This window comes from Streptomyces sp. NPDC002054, assembly GCF_040296685.1.
GTDB lineage: Bacteria > Actinomycetota > Actinomycetes > Streptomycetales > Streptomycetaceae > Streptomyces.
Map to the genome: position 1 here is coordinate 111430 of NZ_JBEOXT010000004.1, position 21742 is coordinate 133171.

The 21742-nt window shown below is 71.4% G+C and carries 18 protein-coding genes and 1 tRNA gene; 14 read left to right on the top strand and 5 right to left on the bottom strand.

From position 1 onward, the window contains the following. The first annotated feature begins 165 nt into the window (after positions 1-165). A complete protein-coding gene (locus ABT123_RS05140) occupies positions 166-3021 on the top strand; it encodes a penicillin acylase family protein (RefSeq protein ID WP_351309929.1) in 2856 nt (951 codons plus the stop codon). A 9-nt stretch (positions 3022-3030) separates the two neighbouring features. Here ABT123_RS05140 and ABT123_RS05145 read toward each other — a convergent pair whose 3' ends face one another. Next, positions 3031-3648, bottom strand: coding sequence for a 5-formyltetrahydrofolate cyclo-ligase (locus tag ABT123_RS05145; protein ID WP_502970872.1), 618 nt, complete (start codon positions 3646-3648; stop codon positions 3031-3033). 95 nt (positions 3649-3743) lie between these two features. Between ABT123_RS05145 and galU the strand changes: the two genes are divergently transcribed. From galU to ABT123_RS05180, 7 genes are all read left to right on the top strand, one after another. Further along, positions 3744-4655: a UTP--glucose-1-phosphate uridylyltransferase GalU gene (gene galU, locus ABT123_RS05150; RefSeq protein ID WP_351309933.1), complete on the top strand. Its 912-nt coding sequence runs from the start codon at positions 3744-3746 to the stop codon at positions 4653-4655. Continuing rightward, positions 4652-5992, top strand: a complete 1341-nt coding sequence (gene glp / locus ABT123_RS05155; RefSeq protein ID WP_351309935.1) for a molybdotransferase-like divisome protein Glp — start codon at positions 4652-4654, stop codon at positions 5990-5992. Before galU ends, glp begins: the two co-directional genes overlap by 4 nt. Before the next feature lie 72 nt (positions 5993-6064). After that, positions 6065-6544, top strand: coding sequence for a cyclic pyranopterin monophosphate synthase MoaC (moaC, locus tag ABT123_RS05160; protein WP_351309937.1), 480 nt, complete (start codon positions 6065-6067; stop codon positions 6542-6544). 113 nt (positions 6545-6657) lie between these two features. Then, positions 6658-7158 (top strand): MogA/MoaB family molybdenum cofactor biosynthesis protein, encoded by a 501-nt coding sequence (locus ABT123_RS05165; protein WP_351310124.1) that lies wholly within the window; start codon positions 6658-6660, stop codon positions 7156-7158. A gap of 17 nt (positions 7159-7175) precedes the next feature. Continuing rightward, positions 7176-7766 (top strand): GNAT family N-acetyltransferase, encoded by a 591-nt coding sequence (locus ABT123_RS05170; RefSeq protein WP_351309939.1) that lies wholly within the window; start codon positions 7176-7178, stop codon positions 7764-7766. 187 nt (positions 7767-7953) lie between these two features. Further along, entirely contained in the window at positions 7954-8985 is a 1032-nt protein-coding gene (sepX, locus tag ABT123_RS05175) for a divisome protein SepX/GlpR (RefSeq protein WP_351309941.1), read from the top strand. Between the two features lie 78 nt (positions 8986-9063). Then, positions 9064-9137, top strand: a tRNA-Ala gene (locus ABT123_RS05180). A gap of 102 nt (positions 9138-9239) precedes the next feature. Here ABT123_RS05180 and ABT123_RS05185 read toward each other — a convergent pair. Continuing rightward, complete coding sequence (locus tag ABT123_RS05185; protein ID WP_351309943.1) at positions 9240-9731, bottom strand: GNAT family N-acetyltransferase; 492 nt, start codon at positions 9729-9731, stop codon at positions 9240-9242. A gap of 38 nt (positions 9732-9769) precedes the next feature. On the opposite strand from ABT123_RS05185, the gene ABT123_RS05190 reads away from it, so the two are divergent. Next, complete coding sequence (locus ABT123_RS05190) at positions 9770-10588, top strand: exodeoxyribonuclease III (protein ID WP_351309945.1); 819 nt, start codon at positions 9770-9772, stop codon at positions 10586-10588. On the opposite strand, the gene ABT123_RS05195 is transcribed toward ABT123_RS05190, so the two are convergent. After that, positions 10567-11259 carry a MerR family transcriptional regulator gene (locus ABT123_RS05195; RefSeq protein WP_351309947.1) on the bottom strand — a complete coding sequence of 231 codons (693 nt, stop codon included), beginning with the start codon at positions 11257-11259 and terminating at the stop codon, positions 10567-10569. The genes ABT123_RS05190 and ABT123_RS05195 overlap by 22 nt on opposite strands. Before the next feature lie 124 nt (positions 11260-11383). Between ABT123_RS05195 and ABT123_RS05200 the strand changes: the two genes are divergently transcribed. The 3 genes from ABT123_RS05200 to ABT123_RS05210 are packed head-to-tail and all read left to right on the top strand — an operon-like array spanning position 11384 to position 14741. Further along, on the top strand, positions 11384-12937 hold the full coding sequence (locus ABT123_RS05200; RefSeq protein WP_351309948.1) for a flavin-containing monooxygenase: 1554 nt from the start codon (positions 11384-11386) through the stop codon (positions 12935-12937). Further along, positions 12934-13860, top strand: coding sequence for an alpha/beta fold hydrolase (locus ABT123_RS05205; RefSeq protein WP_351309949.1), 927 nt, complete (start codon positions 12934-12936; stop codon positions 13858-13860). The genes ABT123_RS05200 and ABT123_RS05205 overlap by 4 nt, the downstream gene beginning before the upstream one ends. After that, the gene (locus ABT123_RS05210; RefSeq protein ID WP_351309951.1) at positions 13857-14741 is read left to right on the top strand and encodes an SDR family oxidoreductase; all 885 of its coding nucleotides are present in this window, start codon (positions 13857-13859) and stop codon (positions 14739-14741) included. Before ABT123_RS05205 ends, ABT123_RS05210 begins: the two co-directional genes overlap by 4 nt. Positions 14742-14797: 56 nt before the next feature. On the opposite strand, the gene ABT123_RS05215 is transcribed toward ABT123_RS05210, so the two are convergent. Beyond that, entirely contained in the window at positions 14798-18091 is a 3294-nt protein-coding gene (locus ABT123_RS05215) for a S41 family peptidase (protein ID WP_351309952.1), read from the bottom strand. 201 nt (positions 18092-18292) lie between these two features. On the opposite strand from ABT123_RS05215, the gene ABT123_RS05220 reads away from it, so the two are divergent. Continuing rightward, positions 18293-18862 carry a TetR/AcrR family transcriptional regulator gene (locus ABT123_RS05220; protein WP_351309954.1) on the top strand — a complete coding sequence of 190 codons (570 nt, stop codon included), beginning with the start codon at positions 18293-18295 and terminating at the stop codon, positions 18860-18862. A gap of 129 nt (positions 18863-18991) precedes the next feature. After that, the gene (locus tag ABT123_RS05225; RefSeq protein ID WP_351309956.1) at positions 18992-21196 is read left to right on the top strand and encodes an MMPL family transporter; all 2205 of its coding nucleotides are present in this window, start codon (positions 18992-18994) and stop codon (positions 21194-21196) included. Positions 21197-21286: 90 nt separating this feature from the next. Here ABT123_RS05225 and ABT123_RS05230 read toward each other — a convergent pair whose 3' ends face one another. Next, positions 21287-21649, bottom strand: coding sequence for an SsgA family sporulation/cell division regulator (locus tag ABT123_RS05230; protein WP_351309957.1), 363 nt, complete (start codon positions 21647-21649; stop codon positions 21287-21289). Between the last annotated feature and the right edge of the window lie 93 nt (positions 21650-21742).

Sequence of the window (21742 nt, forward strand, 5' to 3'; positions counted from 1 at the left end):
CGTTACCTTACCTAATCTTTGACGCTTTCTTGACGTGATGGCCACATTGTGAAACGCCAGTTCGACGCAGTCCCTGACACCGCGTCCGAACGGGTGCGGTGCTGCGCCTATGGTTGCTCCCAGCACTCAGGACCACAGGACCACCCTGCCCCTCGAAGGACAGCGATGCCCGCCAACGAAACCGCCCCCCCCGTCAAGAAGAAGGGGCGACGCGCCCGTCTGATCGTGCTCACCCTGGTGCTGGCGCTCGTCGCGGGCCTCGGTTACGGGGCGTACTGGAGCGTGGACACCGTGCGCGCCTCCTTCCCGCAGACGACCGGCTCCCTGGAGCTTCCCGGGCTGACCGGGACCGTCGAGGTGAAGCGCGACAGCCACGGAATCCCGCAGCTCTACGCCGACAACGACCGGGACCTCTTCCGCGCGCAGGGCTTTGTGCACGCGCAGGACCGCTTCTGGGAGATGGACGTCCGTCGTCACATGACCTCCGGCCGGCTCTCGGAGATGTTCGGCAGCGGCCAGGTCGAGACCGACGCCTTCCTGCGGACCCTGGGCTGGCGGCAGGTCGCGAAGACCGAGTTCGATTCCAAGCTCTCACCCGAGACGAAGGCGAACCTCCAGGCCTACGCCGACGGGGTCAACGCCTATCTGAAGGACAAGTCCGGCAAGGACCTCTCGGTCGAGCACGCCGCCCTGAAGCTGAGCGACGGCTACACCCCCGAGCAGTGGGACCCGGTGGACTCGGTGGCCTGGCTCAAGGCCATGGCCTGGGACCTGCGCGGGAACATGCAGGACGAGATCGACCGCGCGCTGATGTCCGGGAAGTTCTCCAAGGAGCAGCTGAACCAGCTCTACCCGCCCTACCCCTTCGACCGGAACAAGCCGATCGTCGAGGGCGGCAAGATCGAGTCCGGGAAGTACGCCCCCCAGGGAACCACCCCCGCCCGCACGGGCTCCGGCTCGGCCAGCGGCAGCGGCAGCGGTACGGGTACGGGCTCCAGCTCGGGCAATGGGACCGGCACCGGCACAGGCACCGGGACCGCCGCCGGCACCGGCACCACCTCCCCGGCCGGCGCCACCGAGGGCCTGCGCACCCAGCTCACCGCCCTCTCCAAGACCCTCGAGGAGATCCCCGCCCTGCTCGGCCCCAACGGCAGCGGCATCGGCTCGAACTCCTGGGTCGTCTCCGGCAAGCACACGACCACCGGCAAGCCCCTGCTGGCCAACGACCCGCACCTGGCCCCCCAGCTGCCCTCGGTCTGGTACCAGATGGGCCTGCACTGCCGTAAGACCTCCCGCGAGTGCCAGTACCAGGTGGCCGGCTACACCTTCTCCGGCACCCCCGGCGTCATAATCGGCCACAACCAGGACATCGCCTGGGGCATGACCAACCTGGGCGCGGACGTCAGCGACCTCTACCTCGAGCAGGTTCGCCCCGACGGCTACGTCTACGACGGCAAGGTGCTCCCCTTCGCCACCCGCGAAGAAGTCATCCAGGTGGCCGGCGGCGAGCCCAAGAAGATCACCGTCCGGACCACCAACAACGGCCCGCTGGTCTCCGACCGCAGCGACGAGCTCGGCACCGTCGGAACCCGCGCCCCCGTCGACGCCTCCGCCCCCGACCGGGGCAACGGCTACGCGATCGCCCTGCGCTGGACCGCCCTGGACCCGGGCAAGTCCATGGACGCCATCTTCAAGCTGAACCGGGCCAAGGACTTCGCGACCTTCCGCGAGGCCGCCCGCGACTTCGAGGTCCCCTCGCAGAACCTGATCTACGCCGACAACAAGGGCCAGACGGGCAACATCGGCTACCAGGCCCCGGGCCGGATCCCGGTCCGCAACCTCGGCGACGGCAAGATGCCCGCCCCCGGCTGGGACTCCAAGTACGCCTGGAAGGGCACCCCCGGCAGCACCGCCGGCTGGATCCCGCAGGACGAGCTGCCCTGGGACTACAACCCCAAGCGCGGCTACATCGTCACCGCCAACCAGGCCGTCATACAGCCGGGCGCGGGCAAGTACCCGCACACGCTGACCACCGACTGGGGCTACGGCGCCCGCAGCCAGCGGATCAACGACCTCATCGAGGCGAAGATCAAGGACAACGGCAAGATCTCCACCGATGACATGCGGACCATGCAGATGGACAACAGCAGCGAGATCGCCGCGCTGCTCACGCCCATCCTGTCCAAGATCCACGTCTCGGATCCCGATGTCCGCGCCGCCCAGAAGCTGCTCGACGGCTGGAACTACACCCAGGAGCCGGACTCGGCCGCGGCGGCCTACTTCAACGCCGTCTGGCGCAACATCCTCAAGCTGTCCTTCGGCGACAAGATGCCCAAGGAGCTGCGGGTCGAGGGCAGCTGCCTGAGCGTCCGGGACGAGACCGCCGGCCCCGACGACGACCTCGCCGAGGAAGTCCGCGAGTGCGGCGAGCGCGAGCCCGACGCGGCCCAGCCGGACGGCGGCGACCGCTGGTTCGAGGTGGTCCGCCAGCTGATCAAGGACGAGAAGTCGGCCTGGTGGGCCTCGCCCGCGACCCGCAACGAGAAGGCGACCACCACCCGCGACGAGCTCTTCGCCCGGGCCATGGCGGACGCCCAGTGGGAGCTGACGGCCAAGCTGGGCAAGGACCGGACCACCTGGAGCTGGGGCCGGTCGCACCAGCTGATGCTGCGCAACCAGACCATCGGCACCGAGGGCCCGGGCTTCCTGCAGTGGCTGCTCAACCGGGGCCCCTGGAACCTGGGCGGCGGCGAGGCCACCGTCAACGCCACCGGCTGGAACGCGGCCGGCGGGTACGGGGTCACCTGGGTGCCGTCCATGCGGATGGTCGTGAACCTCAACGACCTGGACAAGTCCCGCTGGATCAACCTGACCGGCGCCTCCGGGCACGCGTACCACTCGAACTACACCGACCAGACCGACCTCTGGGCCAAGGGCGAGCTGCTGGAGTGGCCGTTCAGCCCCGAGGCGGTCGGCAAGGCCGCGAAGAACACGCTGACGCTCAAGCCCGCCGGCTCGTGAGCGGCCGGCTCATGAGCTGAACCGGCGCACCCCCGAGGGGGTGGCCACGGCCTGCACGGGGTGGTCGTGCGGTTCCTCCGGGACCCGCGCGACCACCTCGTCGTCGTAGAGGAGCACCACCAGCGCCGGATGCGCGCCCGCCCGCTCCAGCCGCTCCAGCACCCGGTCGTAGCTGCCCCCGCCGCGGCCCAGCCGCATCCCGCGGCCGTCCACCGCCAGCCCGGGCAGCAGGACCGCATCGGCGGCGGTCACCGCCTGTGGCCCGAGCCGCGGACCGGCGGGCTCCAGCAGTCGCATCTTCCCCGGATGAGCGGCCTCGGCCAGGCTGCCGGGCCCCTCGTACGCCGCCCAGTCGAGGTCGTTGTCGGGCAGCAGGACGGGCAGCAGCACCCGCTTGCCGGCCCGGCGCAGCCCGTCGAGCAGCTCGCGGGTGCCGGGCTCGGTGCCCACCGAGACGTACGCGGCGACCGTGCCCGCGTCCGCCAGCTCGGGCAGCTCCAGCGCCCGGCGGGCGAGCGAGGCCGCCGCCGCGGCTGCGGCCTCCGGGGGCAAGGCGCGGCGGGCCGCCAGCAGTTCGCGGCGGAGCTCCGCCTTGAGGGCGGAGCCGACGGAACGGTTCTCTACCACAGCTGTGTCACAATCCCTTCTCATACCGGAACAAACACGGAGATGTTTACCGGAATCTAACATTGGGTCTTTGCGCACCGTCTATCGTTCTGCCCATGACTCAGTTGCACCCCGTGATCACGAAGGCCGTCATTCCGGCCGCGGGCCTCGGCACTCGCTTCCTCCCGGCGACGAAGGCCACCCCCAAGGAAATGCTCCCGGTCGTGGACAAGCCGGCCATCCAGTACGTGGTCGAAGAGGCTGTCTCCGCCGGACTGGACGACGTTCTCATGATCACAGGACGTAACAAGAGGCCCCTCGAGGACCACTTCGACCGCAACTACGAGCTGGAGTCGGCCCTCGTCGCCAAGGGCGACGACGACCGCCTGAAGAAGGTCCAGGAGTCCAGCGACCTGGCCACCATGCACTACGTCCGCCAGGGCGACCCGCGCGGCCTGGGCCACGCCGTGCTCTGCGCCGCCCCGCACGTGGGCAACGAGCCCTTCGCCGTGCTGCTCGGCGACGACCTCATCGACCCGCGCGACCCGCTGCTCCAGCAGATGGTGAACATCCAGCAGAACACCGGCGGAACCGTCATCGCCCTGATGGAGGTCCCGAAGGAGAACATCCACCTCTACGGCTGTGCCGCCGTCGAGGCCACCGACGAGGCCGACGTCGTCCGGATCACCGGTCTGGTCGAGAAGCCGGACGCGGCCGACGCGCCCAGCAATTTCGCGGTCATCGGACGCTATGTCCTCAACCCCGCGATCTTCGACATACTGCGGGAGACCCAGCCGGGCCGCGGTGGGGAGATCCAGCTCACCGACGCCCTGCAGAAGCTGGCCGCGGACGAGACCGTCGGCGGTCCGGTGTACGGCGTTGTTTTCCGGGGCCGTCGCTACGACACCGGAGACCGAGCCGACTACCTGCGGGCCATCGTCCGCCTCGCGTGCGAGCGTGAGGACCTGGGCCCGGAGTTCCGCACCTGGCTTCACAGTTACGTCACGGAGGAGATGGAACGGTCTTGACCAGCACCGCACCGCAGGACACCGGCCGGCAGCAGCAGCGTCTGTGGTCGGTGGACGAGCACCTGGCGGACATCCTGGCCGCGATCCGGCCGCTGGAGCCGATCGAGCTGCAACTGCTCGATGCCCAGGGCTGTGTTCTCGTCGAGGACGTCACCGTGCCCGTCGCCCTGCCGCCCTTCGACAACAGCTCCATGGACGGCTACGCCGTCCGGGTGGCCGACGTCCAGGGGGCGAGCGAGGAGTTTCCCGCGGTGCTGACGGTGGTCGGGGACGTGGCGGCGGGCAGTGACGAGCTGCCCGCCGTGGGCCCCGGCCAGGCCGCCCGCATCATGACCGGCGCCCCGCTGCCGCCCGGCGCGGAGGCCGTCGTACCGGTCGAGTGGACCGACGGCGGTCGCGGCGGCGGCGCCGTGACGGGGATGATCCCGGCCGGCTCGGCCCCCGAGGGCGCCGGCGGCGAGGTCCGGGTGCACCGGGCCGCCGAGGCCCGCGCCCACGTCCGGGCGCGCGGCAGCGACGTACAGGCCGGGGACCTGGCGCTGGCCGCCGGAACCGTCCTCGGACCGCCGCAGATCGCCCTGCTCGCCGCCATCGGCCGCGGCACGGTCCGGGTCCGCCCCCGGCCGCGCGTGGTGGTCCTCTCCACCGGCAGCGAACTCGTCCAGCCCGGCGAGGCCCTGGCCTCCGGCACGATCTACGACTCCAACAGCTTCGCGCTGGCCGCAGCCGCGCGGGACGCCGGGGCCATTGCCTACCGGGTCGGCGCGGTCGCCGACGACGCGGACACCCTGCGCGCCACCATCGAGGACCAGCTGATCCGGGCCGACCTCCTGGTCACCACGGGCGGGGTGAGCGTCGGCGCGTACGACGTGGTCAAGGAGGCGCTGTCCACGGCCGGGAAGCCGGAGGACGCGGCGGAGGGCGCCGAGATCGACTTCCGCAAGCTCGCCATGCAGCCGGGCAAGCCGCAGGGCTTCGGCTCGATCGGCCCCGACCGCACCCCGCTGCTGGCCCTCCCCGGTAACCCGGTCTCCTCCTACGTCTCCTTCGAGCTCTTCGTACGGCCGGCCATCCGCGCCCTGATGGGCCTGCCCGACGTGTCCCGGCCCAGCCTGCGCGCGGTGCTGCAGGCGGACAAGGCCATCGGCTCCCCGGCGGGCCGCCGCCAGTTCCTGCGCGGGATGTACGACGCCGGGTCCGGCACGGTCAGCCCGGTCGGCGGATCCGGCTCGCACCTGATCGCCGCGCTGGCGCACGCCGACTCCCTGCTGGTGGTACCGGAAGAGGTCACTTCGGTGGAGCCGGGCACCGACCTGGAAGTGATCCTGCTCCGCTGAAGGAGGGTTGGTGCGGGTAGCGTGTGTCGCACCACACAGGCCCTTGCACGGCCCAGAGCGGAGCGGCACAGCATGAGTACCCAGAGCAGGCTCACCCACATCGACGAGGCCGGGGCGGCGCGGATGGTCGACGTATCCGAGAAGGACGTCACCACCCGCACGGCGCGGGCCAGCGGGCGGGTCCTGGTCTCGCCGCGGGTGATCGAACTGCTGCGGGGCGAGGGCGTGCCGAAGGGCGACGCCCTCGCCACCGCGCGGATCGCCGGGATCATGGGCGCGAAGAAGACCCCGGACCTGATCCCGCTCTGCCACCCGCTCTCGGTCTCCGGCGTGAAGGTCGACCTGACCGTCGCCGACGACGCCGTGGAGATCCTGGCCACCGTCAAGACCGCGGACCGCACGGGCGTGGAGATGGAGGCGCTGACCGCCGTCGCGGTCGCCGGACTGACAGTGATCGACATGGTCAAGGCGGTCGACAAGGGCGCCGTCATCACCGATGTCCGGGTGGAGGAGAAGACCGGCGGCAAGTCCGGCGACTGGACCCGCTCGTGAACGCCCCCCGCGGCGGCGAGGTGTACAGCCACAGCCACGGCCACACCGATAGTCACCCCGCCCCCGGGCAGGCCTGGTCCGCGGCCCCGGACCGGACCGCGGAGCCGGCCGCCCTGCGCGGGCTGGTCGTCACCGCATCCAACCGGGCCTCGCAGGGCGTGTACGCGGACAAGGGCGGCCCGCTGCTCGCCGAGGGGCTGGGGCAGCTCGGGTTCGCCGTCGACGGCCCGCGGGTGGTTCCCGACGGGGATCCGGTCGAGCAGGCGCTGCGCGAGGGCGTGGCCGCCGGCTACGACGTCATCCTCACCACCGGCGGCACCGGGATCTCACCCACCGACCGGACCCCCGACGCCACCGCGCGGGTTCTGGACTACGAGATCCCCGGCATCCCGCAGGCCATCCGCGCCGAGAACCTTGCGAAGGTCCCGACCGCGGCCCTGTCCCGGGGGCTGGCCGGAGTCGCCGGCCGCACCCTGATCGTCAACCTGCCCGGCTCCACGGGCGGGGTCCGGGACGGCCTGACGGTACTGTCGCGCATCCTGCTGCACGCGGTGGACCAGATCCGCGGCGGCGACCATCCCCGCCCGTCGGCAGCGACCGGGAGCCAGAGCTGAACGGACCGTCCTGGCCGGTGGTGCTCACGGAGGGTGAGGTTTCACTCCGGCCGATAAAGCTGCGCGACCAGGGAGCCTGGCGCGAGGTGAACCGGCGCAACCGCGAATGGCTGCGCCCCTGGGAGGCCACGATCCCGCCGCCCGCTCCCTGGGGGCCGGTGATCCAGCGGCCCACCTACCGGCAGATGGTCCGGCACCTGCGGGCCGAGGCGAACGCGGGCCGGATGCTGCCGTTCGTCATCGAGTACCAGGGCCGGCTGGTGGGGCAGCTGACGGTGGCCGGGATCACCTGGGGCTCGATGTGCGCGGGCCACGTCGGCTACTGGGTGGACCGGGAGGTGGCCGGCCGGGGCGTCATGCCCACGGCGGTCGCGCTGGCCGTGGACCACTGCTTCCGGAAGGTCGGACTGCACCGGATCGAGGTGTGCATCCGGCCCGAGAACGGGCCGAGCCGGCGGGTGGTGGAGAAACTCGGATTCCGCGAAGAGGGACTGCGTCCGCGCTATCTGCACATCGACGGGGCGTGGCGGGACCATCTGGTCTATGCGCTCACGGCGGAGGAAGTTCCGGAGGGCCTGCTCGAGCGGTGGCGCCGGGCACGCGCATAGCCGGGCACGCGCATAAGCGAGTGCCTGTTTCATTCGCTCATTCGTTCGAATTTGACCGCTGTGGACCGGGCTCACCCATAACCTGATCCGAAGAATCACAAAAAAAGTCCGTGATATCAGCCAGATCGTGCGACACACCGGTCCAATTGGCCGATGCCTTCGGCCGCGTCCCTCTACGGTGTGGGGTGTGAGCAGCAGCGGCCTCATCTACGCAGTCATTGTCGGGGCCTGGGCCGCCTACTTGGTGCCCATGTGGCTCCGGAGGCAGGACGAGCTGAACGAAGCCCGTCCGACGGAACGCTTCTCCACCGCCATCCGGTTGCTTTCCGGCCGGGCGGGAATGGAGCGCCGTTACGCCAAGGAGCTGCGTGAACGCGGCGGCGAGGAGGCGGAGCCCCCCGCGGACCCGGACGCCGCGACGGAATTGGTGAATTCCGTCGACGCCGACGCCCGGGCCTCCGGCATGTCCCCGACCCGGGCGGAACCGCGGGCCCAGGCCGCCGAGCGCATCGAGCGCAACCGGCGCGAACAGCGCCTCCAGGTGCTCGCCCGGCGCCGCCGCACCACCGCGCTGCTCTTCCTCGTCTTCACCCTCGGCGCCGTCGTCGCCGCCGTCGGCGGGCTGCGGTTCCTCTGGGCCCCGGCCGTCCCCGCCGTGCTGCTCAGCGTGTACATCGTGCACCTCCGCGTCCAGGAGCGGCGCCGGTTCGCCTTCACCATGGACCGCCGCCGGGCCGAGGCCGCCGCGCGCCGGCTCCGGGAGAGCCGCCCGCGCCGCCGCGCCGCCGAGGCCCCGGCCGCCGCCGCGGGCGCTGATCCGGACCCCGCGCCACCGGTCTCCCCGCAGGAAGCCGGCCGGCGCGCCCTGGTCGAGCAGACCGACCACGCCGAGTGGGTCGACCAGCAGAAGGAACGCGAACGCGGCCCCGCCCGCGGTGACAGCTGGGAGCCGGTCCCGGTCCCGCTGCCCACGTACGTCACCGCACCGGTCGCCCCCCGGGCCACCGGCTCCCCGGCCCCGGACGCCTGGAGCCCGGCCCGCTCCAGCACTGCCGAACCGACCAACCCCCGGCTGCGTGCCCAGCGCCCGGCCCCGGAGGACAGCAGCCCCCAGCCCGCCACCCCCACCACCCCGCGCCCGCGGGGCCGCGACCGGGGGCGTACGCCGCTGTTCGACCAGTACGAGAGCGACGACCGCCCGCGCGCCGCGAACGAGTGAGCCATGACCTGCGCGGACGCTCCCGGAAACGGATTTTGGAGCACCCGCGCGGGGATGCTAATGTTTCACACGTCGCAAGGGCCTGTGGCGCAGTCTGGTAGCGCACCTCGTTCGCATCGAGGGGGTCTGGGGTTCAAATCCCCACAGGTCCACAGACATTGAGGATCCCGTCCGATCGCAAGATCGGGCGGGATCTTCTGCATTTCCGGCTCCGCAGGGCGGGGCGCCCGGTGGAGGACCGGGCGCCTTCCCGGTCAGGCCAGCGGCTTCGCCATGCAGCGGCTGGAGTCGTAGTCACGGTAGTAGCCGAACTTGGCGCACATCGCGTAGCCCGAGGAGAGGTACAGGGCGATGGCCTCCGGCTGCTGGTCGCCGGTTTCCAGAACCATGCGGGTCCGGGCGGCGGCGCGGGCGTCCGCCTCCAGCTCGGCCAGAATGCGCCGGGCCAGACCGAGGCCGCGGGCCTCGGGTATGACGTACATCCGCTTCAGTTCCGCGTCGCCGTCCGAGTAGCCCTCGTCGTTCGCCTCCTGCCGGCGCCAGCCGCCGCTGGCCACCGGGGAGCCCGCGGCGTCGTACGCCAGCAGGTAGAGGCCCCGCGGCGGGGCGAACATCGCCGGGTCGAGCGGGGTCGCGTCGCCCTCGCCCTGGTACCGCTCCTGGTACTCGAGCTGGACCTGGTCGTTGAGTTTCACCGCGTCCGGGTGGTCGTACGGCACGGCGCGGAGTTCGATCCCGTGAGACATCCGGACATCGTACGGAACCCTCGGGCTATGGTGCTGTGATGCTCACCGTGACCTCCGTGAACGTGAATGGGATCCGTGCCGCCGCCAAGAAGGGCTTTGTGCCGTGGCTGGCCGGGACCGATGCCGATGTGATCTGCCTGCAGGAGGTCCGGGCCGAGGAGGACCAGGTTCCGGCCGAGGTTCGGGCGCCCGAGGGCTGGCACACCGTGTTCGCGCCGGCCGCCGCCAAGGGGCGGGCCGGGGTCGCGCTGTACACGCGCCGGGAGCCGGAGCGGGTGCAGGTCGGTTTCGGCAGTGCGGAGTTCGACGGCAGCGGGCGCTACCTGGAGATCGATCTGCCGGGGGTGACGGTCGCGAGCCTGTACCTGCCCTCGGGCGAGGCCGGGACCGAGAAGCAGGACGAGAAGTACCGGTTCATGGCGGAGTTCCGCGGGTACCTGGCGGAGCTGAAGGCGCGGGCCGCCGCCGATGGGCGGGAGGTGCTGGTGTGCGGTGACTGGAACATCTGCCACCAGGAGGCCGACCTCAAGAACTGGAAGACCAACCGGAAGAACGCCGGCTTCCTGCCCGAGGAGCGTGAGTGGCTGGGGAGTGTGTACGACGGGGCCGGGGCAGGGGTCGGGTACGTGGATGTGATGCGGGAGCTGCATCCGGAACAGGAGGGTCCGTACTCCTGGTGGTCCTACCGCGGGCGGGCCTTCGACAACGACGCCGGCTGGCGGATCGATCTGCACGTCGCGACCCCCGGGCTGGCCGGCCGGGCCGTGAAGGGGTTTGTGGAGCGGGCCGAGACGCACCCCGAGCGGTGGTCTGATCATGCCCCTGTGACCGTGGTCTACGAGCTCGGCCTCGGCTGACCTTCCGGCCGGACGCGGGCCGCCAGTAGGCGGTCCAGGGCCATCGACAGCTCCGCCTCCACCACGCTCTTGGCCAGCGGGCGGAGCCGGCCCACCGCCTCCGGGTCCGCCACATGGGCCGAGATCAGGTCGGCGAAGAGGGCCGCCATCGCGTCCGCGTGCGCGCGGACCGTACGGCCGGTCTCCAGGACCGCCGCGAGCGGGACGCCCTCGCGGACCAGGGCCGAGGAGACGTCCAGCAGCCGGCGGCTGACGTGCACGATCTCGTCCCCGTCGGTGGCCAGGTAGCCGAGGTCCAGGGAGGCCGCCAGGTTCTCGGGGGTGACCTCGCCCTCGAAATAGTCGGCCAGCGCCTCGGGGGTGAGGCGGACCGGGGTCTCCTCGGACCAGCCCATGCCGAGCAGCTCGCTGAGCTGGCCGAGGTCACGGCCGCTCTCGAAGGCCGCCGTCAGTTCGGCGATGCCGCCGAGGGTATGGCCGCGGTCGAGGAGGGCGGCGATGGTCCGCAGCCGGGCCAGGTGGTGGTCGTCGTACCAGGCGATCCGGCCCTCGCGGCGCGGCGGCGGCAGCAGCTTGCGCTCGCGGTAGAAGCGCAGGGTGCGCACGGGGATGCCGGCTGCCTCGGCCAGCTCCTCTGTCCGGTATTCGCGTACCGTCTGTTCGTCCGCCACACGCGCAGCCTATGGCGTACCGAGGGTAACTTTCCCGGCGCGACCCCTACCCATGAGTACGGAGAAGCTCTACTCTCCCAACCGTGCCAGTGATTGCTGGCAGAGTCTGTGAAGGGCGGCGGGCGTGGGCGAGCATGTGCGCGTGGCGGTGATCGGGTCCGGCTTCGGCGGGCTGGGGGCGGCCGTCCGGCTGCGGCGCGAGGGGATCACCGACTTCGTGGTGCTGGAGCGGGCGGACTCCGTGGGCGGCACCTGGCGGGACAACAGCTATCCGGGGTGCGCCTGTGACGTGCCCTCCCATCTCTACTCGTTCTCCTTCGCGCCGAACCCGGACTGGCCCCGCACCTTCTCCGGACAGCCGCACATCCGCGCCTATCTGGAGCACGTCGCGGACACCTTCGGGCTGCGCCCGCACATCCGGCTGAACCACGAGGTCCGGATGATGCGCTGGGACGCCGACGAACTGCACTGGCGGATCGAGACCTCCGGCGGGGAGTTCACCGCCGATGTGGTGGTGTCCGCGACCGGGCCGCTGTCCGACCCGAAGATGCCGGAGGTGCCGGGACTGGCCGAGTTCCCCGGCAAGGTTTTCCACTCCGCCCGCTGGGACCACGACTACGAGCTGCGCGGCAAGCGGGTCGCGATGATCGGGACGGGCGCCTCGGCCATCCAGATCGTGCCGGCGATCGCGCCCGAGGTGGAGCGGCTGACCCTGTTCCAGCGGACCGCGCCGTGGGTGCTGCCGCGCACCGACCGGGCGATCAGCGGGGTGGAGCGCTGGCTGCACCGGCAGCTGCCGTTCACCCGGGCGGCCCGCCGCGGGCTGCTCTGGGGCATCCGGGAGCTCCAGGTCAGCGCCTTCACCAAGCACCCCAACCAGCTCGGACTGATCGAGTCCATGGCCAAGGCCAATATGGCCCGCTCGGTCAAGGACCCGGCGCTGCGGGCGAAGCTGACCCCGTCCTACCGGATCGGCTGCAAGCGGATCCTGCTGTCCAGCGAGTACTACCCGGCGCTGGCCCGCCCGAATGTGGACCTGGTGGCGAGCGGGCTCAAGGAGATCCGCGGCTCGGTGCTGGTGGCGGCCGACGGCACGGAGACCGAGGTCGACGCGATCGTCTTCGGCACCGGCTTCCATGTCACCGACATGCCGATCGCCGACCGGGTGGTGGGCGCGGAGGGCAAGACACTCGCCGATGTGTGGAAGGACGGCATGCAGTCGCTGCGCGGGGCGACCGCGGCCGGCTTCCCGAACTGGATGACGATCATCGGCCCGAACACGGGGCTCGGCAACAGCTCGATGATCCTGATGATCGAGTCCCAGCTGAACTACATGGCGGACTATCTGCGGCAGCTGGACGTGCTCGGCGGGCGGGCGGCGCTGGCCGCCCGGCCCTCGGCGGTGCACACCTGGAACCGTCGGGTGCAGGACCGGATGAAGCGGACCGTGTGGAACACGGGCGGCTGCACCAGCTGGTACCTGGACGCGAACGGCCGCAACACCACCGTCTGGCCGGGGACCACGGGCGAGTTCCGCCGGGAGACGCGGAGCGTGGACCTCTCCGAGTACGAGGTGCAGCGCGTCCGGGACCGGGAACCCGCCCCGGCCGCAGCGAAGGCCGCCCCGAAGAAGGCCGCCCCTGCCGAGGCCGCCGTTGCCGCGGAGGGGGCCGCATGAGCCGCCTGACGCACGTGACCAGCGGACCGTACGCCCCTCCCACCGCCCGGCGCGAGCTCACCGCGGTGTCCGCCGACGGCGCCCGGCTGCATGTGGAGGTGCACGGGGAGGAGGACGCGCCCGCCGTGGTGCTGGCGCACGGCTGGACCTGCTCCACCGCCTTCTGGGCGGCCCAGATCCGCGAGCTGGCCGGCGAACACCGGGTCATCGCCTACGACCAGCGGGGCCACGGCCGCAGCCCGGCCGCCGCCGAGTACAGCACCACCGCCCTCGCCGACGACCTGGTCGCGGTCCTCAAGGCCACCCTGGGCGAGGGCGAGCAGGCGGTGGTCGCCGGGCACTCCATGGGCGGGATGACCATCATGGCCGCCGCCGCCCGCCCCGAGTTCACCGAGCGGGCCGCCGCCGCACTGCTGTGCAGCACGGGCAGCTCCCGGCTGGTCGAGGAGTCCCTGGTGCTGCCCGTCCGGGCCGGCCGCGCCCGTACCCGGATCACAAGTGCGGTGCTCGGCTCGCGAGCCCCCCTAGGGCCGGTCACCCCGGTGGCCCGGAAGGTCCTCAAGTACGCCACCATGGGCCCCGGTTCCGCCCCCGAGCGGGTCGAGGCCTGCGCCCGTATCGTGCACGCCTGCCCGACCCGGGTCCGGCACGCCTGGTCGCAGGTGCTGGCCGGGCTGGACCTGGACCACGGCGTCGGGCGGCTCACCGTGCCGACCGCCGTGATCGGCGGCACCGCGGACCGGCTCACCCCGATCGTGCACGCCCGCGGCCTGGCCGCCGCGCTCCCGAACTGCGTCGGGCTCACCGAACTGACCGGCATGGGCCATATGACCCCGATCGAGGCCCCCGAGGCCGTCAGCCGGGCGATCCGCGAACTCGCCCGGCTGACCGGGCTGACCGAGATGAAGGAGAAGGCTTCGTGAGCGCTCGCAGGAGTCTGGAAGGCCAGGTCGCCGTCGTCACCGGGGCGGCCCGTGGGGTCGGCGAGCTGCTCGCCCGCAAACTCTCCGCCCGCGGCGCGAAGATCGCCCTGGTGGGCCTGGAGCCGGAGGCCCTCAAGGAGGTCTCGGAGCGGCTGCACACCGACAGCGACCACTGGTACGCCGATGTCACCGACCACGAGGCCATGGCCCGGGTCGCCCAGGAGGTCAAGCAGCGCTTCGGCAAGGTGGACATCGTGGTCGCCAACGCCGGGGTCGCGGCCGGCGGCCCGTTCGCCGACTCCGATCCGGACGCCTGGCGGCGGGTCATCGAGGTGAACCTCATCGGCGGCGCCGTCACCGCCCGGGCCTTCCTGCCCGTGCTGATGGAGAGCCGCGGCTACTTCCTCCAGATCGCCTCGCTCGCCGCGATCACCCCGGCCCCGATGATGACGGCGTACTGCGCCTCCAAATCGGGCGTCGAAGCCTTTGCGCACAGCCTGCGTGCCGAGGTCGGCTACAAGGGGGTCCGGGTCGGGGTCGGCTACCTGTCCTGGACCGACACCGACATGGTGCGCGGGGCCGACCAGGACGAGGTGATGCGGGAGCTGCGGCAGCGACTGCCGTGGCCGTCGAACCGGACGTACCCGCTGGGGCCGGCCGTGGACCGGATCGTGGCGGGCATCGAGCGGCGGTCGGCGCATGTGTACGCGCAGTGGTGGCTGCGCGGGATGCAGTCCGTGCGCGGTTACCTGCCGGGCCTCATCGCCACCGTCGGACAGCGGGAGATGAAGCGCTTCGAGCCCCGACTGGCCGGTGTTTCCAAGGGGCTTGTGGGAGCCGGCGGGGCCGCCGACGAGCAGGAGCGCACCGGGAGCCACTGATCGAAACAGGGGCGCGATTCCCTCGTCCGGGGAATCGCGCCCCTCCCCATGCCCGTTCAGGGGCGCGGCGGCAGCTTCGGGCGCCGGCCGTCCGGTACGTCCGTGTAGCCCGGCGGCACCGCGGCCGGGTCCTGCTCCAGCAGTTCCAGGGCCAGGTGCACCGCGTCGTCGAGCTGTGCGTACCGGCCCTCGGCCCAGTCCAGCGGGGTGCGCAGGATCTCCAGGTCCGGTTCGACCCCGTGGTTCTCCACCGACCAGCCGTACTCCGGGAACCAGGCGGCGTTCATCGGCACCGTGATCACCGTGCCGTCGCCCAGGGTGTGCCGGCCGGTCATGCCGACCACCCCGCCCCAGGTCCGCTGGCCCACCACGGGGCCCAGGCCCAGCAGCTTGAAGGCCGCGGTGATCATGTCCCCGTCGGAGGAGGTCGCCTCGTCGGCGAGCGCCACGATCGGACCGCGGGGCGCGTTGGAGGCGTACGACACCGGCTGGGCGTTGCGGGTGAGGTCCCAGCCGAGGATGGAGCGGGTCAGCTTCTCCACCACCAGCTCGCTGATGTGCCCGCCGGCATTGCCGCGTACGTCCACGATCAGCGCGGGCCGGGACATCTCCATCCGCAGGTCCCGGTTGAACTGGGCCCAGCCGGAGCCGCCCATGTCGGGGATGTGCAGGTAGCCGCACTTGCCGCCGCTGAGCTCGCGGACCACCGCGCGCCGCTTGGCCACCCAGTCCTGGTAGCGCAGCGGCCGTTCGTCGACCAGCGGCACGACCGCCACCCGCCGGGCCGGGCCCTCGCCCTCGGCGGTCTGGAAGGTGAGCTCCACCGTGGTGCCGCCGGCCGAGGCCAGCAGCGGGTAGGGCCCGGCGACCGGGTCCACCGCCCGGCCGTCGACATGGGTGAGGATGGCGCCGTCGCGGATGCCGGTGCCGGCCAGCGGGGAGCGGGCCTTGGAGTCCGAGGAGTCACCGGGCAGGATCCGCTTGACCATCCATTCCCCGTCCCGGCACACCAGATTGGCGCCGAGCAGCCCGATCGGCCGCTGGTAGTGCGGCGGGCCTTCGTTGCGGCGGGCGGGGGAGACATAGGCGTGGGAGGTGCCGAGCTCGCCGAGGACCTCGCGCAGCAGGTCGGCGAACTCGTCGGGCGAGGCGACCCGTTCGACCAGCGGGCGGTACTGGTCCAGCACGCCGTCCCAGTCGATCCCGCACATCTTCGGTTCCCAGAAGAACGCGCGGATGATCCGCCCGGCCTCCTCGAAGGCCTGCCGCCACTCGGCCGCCGGGTCCACCTCGTGCAGGATCCGCCGCAGGTCCAGGTAGACGGTCGAGTCGCTGTCCCCGGACTCGGCGGCCGGTACCGCCCGCAGGTCGCCCTCGTCGTTGAGGACCAGCCGGGTGCCGTCGCCGCTGACCGCGAACCAGTCGAGCTCGGAGGCGAGTTCGGTCTTGCGGGCCTTGGTGAGGTCGAAGTGCTCCAGGGTGGGTTTGCCGCTGGTGTGCGCCGGGTTGGCGAAGGTCTCGCCGAGGGCGCCGGAGATCGGCCAGCGCAGCCACACCAGTCCGCCGCCGGCCACCGGGTGCAGGGCCGAGTACTTGGACGCGGTCACCGGGAACGGCGTCACCCGGCTTTCCAGCCCCTCCATTTCGACGGTCACGGTGGCGTCGCCCGAGTCCCCTTCCAGCGGGTCGAGTCCGCCCGCGGCCGGACGCCCCTCGGCGGAGAGCGCGAACGGGGAGGGGGTCGCCGAGGACAGCGGCACCAGGTAGGGGCGGCAGCCCAGCGGGAAGGACAGGTCGCCGGTGTGCACGTCGTACACCGGGTCGAAACCGCGCCAGGACAGGAAGGCCAGATAGCGGCCGTCCCGGGTGAACACCGGATTCTCGTCCTCGAAACGGCCGTTGGTGACGTCGACGATCGTCCGTTCGTTGGGGCCGGAGATCCGGGCCATCTTGATCTGCCGCAGGGAGCGCCCGATCCCGGGGTGCGACCAGGTCAGCCAGGCTCCGTCGGGGGAGAAGGCCAGGTCCGTGACCGGTCCGTTGATGGACCGGATCAGCTCGGTGACCTCTCCTGCGCCAGAGTCCTCAGTGTCCGCAGTGTCCTCCGTTGCGTCGATGAGCAGCAGCCGCCCGTCGTCGGAGGCGATCGCGATCCGCTCCCCGTCCGGGTCGGCGACCAGTTCCAGGACCCGGCCCAGCTTGCCGGAGGCCAGCCGGCGCGGCTCCCGGGCGCCGGAGGCCCGCGGCAGGTAGGCGATCTCGATGGCGTCCTCGCCCTCGGCGTCCGTCACGTACGCGACCTGGCCGCCGGAGCCCAGCATCTCGGGCAGCCGGACCCGCACCCCGGGGGTGTCGGCGATGGTCCGGGCCGGGCCGTCCCGGTGGGTGAGCCAGTACAGGCTGCCGCGGACGGTCACCGCGCTGGCCCGGCCGGTGGAGTCCACCGAGACGCTCTGGACGTGGCTGGCGGCGGGCACCTGGTACGTACGCCGGCCCGCGCGCGGACCGCCCAGCCGGACCGGGAGGCGGCGCGGCAGGGCGTCGGGGGCGAGCGAGTCCACCAGCCAGATCTCGCCCGCGCACTGGTAGACGATCCGCTGTCCGTCGCTGGCGGCGTGCCGGGCGTAGAACTCCTCGTGGTCGGTGTGCCGGCGCAGGTCGGTGCCGTCGGGCAGGCAGGAGTAGACGTTGCCGACGCCTTCGTGGTCGGAGAGGAAGGCGATCCTCCCGGCCACGAACATGGGGGAGTCGATATGCCCGCCGAGGTGCTCCAGGAGCCGCTTGCCGTGCAGCCACAGCCGGCCGGTGGCGCCGCCGCGGTAGCGCTTCCAGGCGGCGGGCTCGTGCGGGGGCTTGCCGGTGAGCAGCAGTGTGTGGCGGGCTCCGTCAGGTTCGTCGTGGACCGCGATGTGCGACACGGGGCCCCACGGGAGCTTCCCGCCCGGGCTGCCGTCGGTGGGCAGGCTGTAGGACCAGGCGTAGTAGGAGAAGGGCTGGCCGTGTGAGGAGACGGCGAGGATGTCGCTGCGGCCGTCCTTGTCGGGCGGGGTCCAGCCGCAGACCCGGGTGTCGGTGGAGCCCCAGTGGCTGAGCCGGTGGGCCGGGCCGCCCTCCACCGGCGCGAGGTGGATCTCGGGGTCGAGGCTGCGCCAGGTGGTGAAGGCGATGTGGCGGCCGTCGGGGGAGAAGCGTGGGTGGCCTACCCGGGTCCGGTCGACGGTGATCCGCCAGGCCCGGCCGGGGGCTTCGCCGTCGGCGACCAGGGGCGCGACCCAGAGGTCGTCCTCGGCGGCGAAGCACAGCAGGTCGTCGTGCAGGTGGGGAAACCGGAGATACGCGACTTGACTCACTCCCCAATGCTTTCCGCGCAGCGGGGGCCCGGCAACTCGTACTGTTGATCCAGTCGACGGATCCGGTCGACGGATCCGGCCACGGGCGCGTGACGGACACCACTCCCGAAAGCGAAACGAAACGGTTTCGTTTCGGTGTGGGCGCGGGTATCGTCCTCGATGGAGGACGGACATTTCCGAGCGGTGGGAGGGTACGGAGCAATGGTCAGCCGGATCACCCCCGAGCGGGAGGCCGAGCTTCACGGAGCGGTCCTGGACCTGCTGCGCGAGGTCGGTTACGAGGCGCTGACCATGGATGCCGTCGCCACCCGGACCAAGTCCAGCAAGGCCACGCTCTACCGTCAGTGGGGGAGCAAGCCGGAGCTGGTCGCCCGGGCACTGCGCTGCAGCCAGCCGGTCTCCCTCCGGGAGATCGACACCGGCACGCTGCGCGGCGATTTCGCCGTGATGGTCGAGCATTCCGACGACGATCAGATGGCGAAGGACACCGCGTTGATGCGTGGCCTGGCCCATGCCGTCCACGAAAGCCCGGAGCTCCACAAGGCGCTGCGCGAGCTGTTGGTGGAACCGGAGATCAACGGGATCCAGGTCATGCTGCAACGAGCCGTGGACCGGGGCGAGATGGCCCCGGACTGTCCGGCCGTGAAGTTTGTGCCGCACATGCTCATCGGCGCGTTCATCTCTTTGCCCTTGATCGAGGACAGACCCGTCGACCGGGACTTCCTCACCGATTTCATCGAAGCCGTGGTTTTCCCCGCCCTCGGCGTCTGACCCTCCGCTAGCCCACAGTCCCCACTGTGGTTCCTGCTGCTCCTGACACGCCGCTCTCGTCGTCGGGCCGGCTCATCACGCACTGATTCGCTGATCCCATCCCACGACCCGAACGGGAGAACCACCGACGTGGCCACCTTCCTCTATCGACTCGGCAAGGGCGCCTTCCGGCGCCGCCGCTGGGTCGCACTTCTCTGGGTGGCGCTGCTGTTCCTCGCCGGCTTCGGCGCGGCTTCGGCGTCCACACCAACCTCCAGCTCCTTCTCCATGCCGGGCACGGAAGCTCAGAAGGCCTTCGACCTTCTCGAGGAGCGCTTCCCGGCACTCGCCGCCGACGGCGCGACCGCCCGTGTGGTGATCAAGGCCCCGAACGGCCAGAAGGTCACCGACCCGGCCGCCAAGGGCGAGGTCCAGAAGATCGTCGCGGACCTGAAGTCCGGCTCGGACCAGGTCGCCACGGTCGACGACCCGTACCAGGTCCAGGCCGTCAGCCAGGACGGCAGCACCGCCTACATCACGACCAAGTACAAGGTCGACGCGATGGGGCTGACCGACAAGACCCGCGAGGCGCTCAAGGAGACCGGCAAGGACGCCCAGAAGTCCGGCCTGACCGTGGAGATCGGCGGTGACGCGCTCCAGACCATGCCGGAGAACGGCTCCGGCGAGGCCATCGGCATCATGGTCGCCGCGGTGGTCCTGGTCATCACCTTCGGCTCGCTGATCGCGGCCGGACTGCCGCTGCTGACCGCGCTGATCGGCGTCGGCATCGGCATCTCCTCCATCACCGCGCTCGCCAATGTGCTCGACCTCGGCACCACCACCGGCACCCTCGCGATGATGATCGGCCTCGCCGTCGGCATCGACTATGCGCTGTTCATCGTCTCCCGCTACCGGGCCGAGCTCGCCGAGGGCCGGGAGAAGGAAGAGGCCGCCGGCCGCGCCGTCGGAACCGCCGGCTCCGCCGTGGTCTTCGCCGGTCTGACCGTGGTCATAGCCCTGGTGGGCCTGGCCGTGGTGAACATCCCGATGCTCACCAAGATGGGTGCGGCTGCCGCCGGCACCGTGGTCATCGCCGTCCTGGTGGCGCTCACCCTGGTTCCGGCCCTGATCGGCTTCGCGCAGAAGCGCGTCCTGCCGGCCGGGGAGAAGAGCCGGCTGTTCGGCGGCGGCAAGGCCAAGGCCGCCGGCGCCGAGGCCAAGCCGAACGGCGGCACCCGCTGGGCCCGCTTTGTGCTCCGTCGCCCGCTGGTGGTCCTGCTGCTCGGTGTGATCGGCCTCGGCACCATCGCCCTGCCGGTGAGCCAGCTGCAGATGGGCCTGCCCGACGAGGGCTCCCAGCCGGTCTCCACCACCCAGCGCCGCGCCTACGACCTGCTCTCCGAGGGCTTCGGCCCGGGCTTCAACGGCCCGCTGATGCTGGTCGTGGACGGCGACAAGGCCGCCGCGGACAAGGCGTCCGAGCAGGTCAAGGCCCTGAACGTGGCTGAGGCGGTGCTCCCGCCCACGCCCAACAAGGAGAAGGACGCCGACACCTGGATCATCACGGTGGTCCCCAAGGACCGTCCGTCCTCGGTCGCGACCGAGGACGTGGTCCACAAGATCCGTGACGTTGCCGGGGACGAGGTGCTGGTCACCGGCCAGACCGCGATGAACATCGACTTCTCGCAGAAGATGGACGACGCGCTGCTGCCCTACCTGGCGCTCGTGGTCGGCCTGGCCTTCCTGCTGCTGATGATCGTCTTCCGCTCGATCCTGGTCCCGCTCAAGGCGGCCCTCGGCTTCCTGCTCTCGGTGGTGGCCGCCCTCGGCGCGGTCGTCGCGGTCTTCCAGTGGGGCTGGCTCGGCGGGGTCTTCGGGGTGGAACAGCCCGGCCCGATCATGAGCATGATGCCGATCTTCATGGTCGGTGTGGTCTTCGGTCTGGCCATGGACTACGAGGTCTTCCTGGTCACCCGGATGCGTGAGGCGTACGTCCACGGCGAGCGCCCGGGCCAGGCCGTGGTCACCGGCTTCCAGTACGGCGCCCGGGTGGTCACCGCCGCCGCCGTGATCATGATCGCGGTGTTCTCCGGCTTCATCGGCTCCAGCGAGCAGATGGTGAAGATGATCGGCTTCTCGCTGGCCATCGCCGTCCTGTTCGACGCCTTCATCGTCCGCATGGCGATCGTGCCGGCGGTGCTGGCGCTGCTCGGCCACCGCGCCTGGTGGCTGCCGAAGTGGCTGGACCGGATCCTGCCCAATGTGGACGTGGAGGGCGAGGCCCTGCGCAAGCACCTCGCCGACCCGGCCACCGGCGGCGGCCCGGACCAGGACCGCAAGCTCGTCGAGGTCTGATCCTCGAAGTTTTGCAGCCCAAGAGCCCGAAAGCCTGAAGGCCCGGCCCCGTACCCGAACTCCTCGGGTACGGGGCCGGGCCCGTTCCGGCTAATGGGTGAGCGGGTCGTACGTCCGGCGCAGGAAGCGGCGCAGCGCGGCGATGTCGAACTGCACCACGGCCACCCCTTCCGGCGAGTGGAACTCCACCACCGCCTGCACCCGGCCGCAGGGCCAGACGCGTACGTCGCCGCTCCCGGAGGGGGCCTGCAGGCCGGCCTCCAGCAGGGCGCGCGGGAAGACCCACTCGTTCTCGGTGCCCTCCGGGGACAGGCCCGCGGGGAAGACGATCCGTACGGCGAGGGGCTCGGCGGCGGTGAACCGCAGGGCCACCGGGATGGCCCGGTAGAGGGGGTCGTCGGTGATCACGCGGGCACGCACTCGCTCTTCGACGGCGGCGGTGGTGGCAGACATCGACCGGCTCCTCGCGTCATAAAGCGGAATAAAACGCTCCGTATTGCTCTCCAGCCTCGCACATTCCCACCAGCGCGCGCCGTCGGTTTTGTG

Bases quoted from the DNA above. Each gene is read 5' to 3' on its own strand.
- ABT123_RS05205 (WP_351309949.1), top strand. From the start codon at position 12,934: ATGAGCCGCCTGACGCACGTGACCAGCGGACCGTACGCCCCTCCCACC.
- ABT123_RS05190 (WP_351309945.1), top strand. From the start codon at position 9,770: ATGCTCACCGTGACCTCCGTGAACGTGAATGGGATCCGTGCCGCCGCC.
- galU (WP_351309933.1), top strand. From the start codon at position 3,744: ATGACTCAGTTGCACCCCGTGATCACGAAGGCCGTCATTCCGGCCGCG.
- ABT123_RS05140 (WP_351309929.1), top strand. From the start codon at position 166: ATGCCCGCCAACGAAACCGCCCCCCCCGTCAAGAAGAAGGGGCGACGC.
- moaC (WP_351309937.1), top strand. From the start codon at position 6,065: ATGAGTACCCAGAGCAGGCTCACCCACATCGACGAGGCCGGGGCGGCG.
- ABT123_RS05230 (WP_351309957.1), bottom strand. From the start codon at position 21,649: ATGTCTGCCACCACCGCCGCCGTCGAAGAGCGAGTGCGTGCCCGCGTG.
- ABT123_RS05220 (WP_351309954.1), top strand. From the start codon at position 18,293: ATGGTCAGCCGGATCACCCCCGAGCGGGAGGCCGAGCTTCACGGAGCG.
- ABT123_RS05185 (WP_351309943.1), bottom strand. From the start codon at position 9,731: ATGTCTCACGGGATCGAACTCCGCGCCGTGCCGTACGACCACCCGGAC.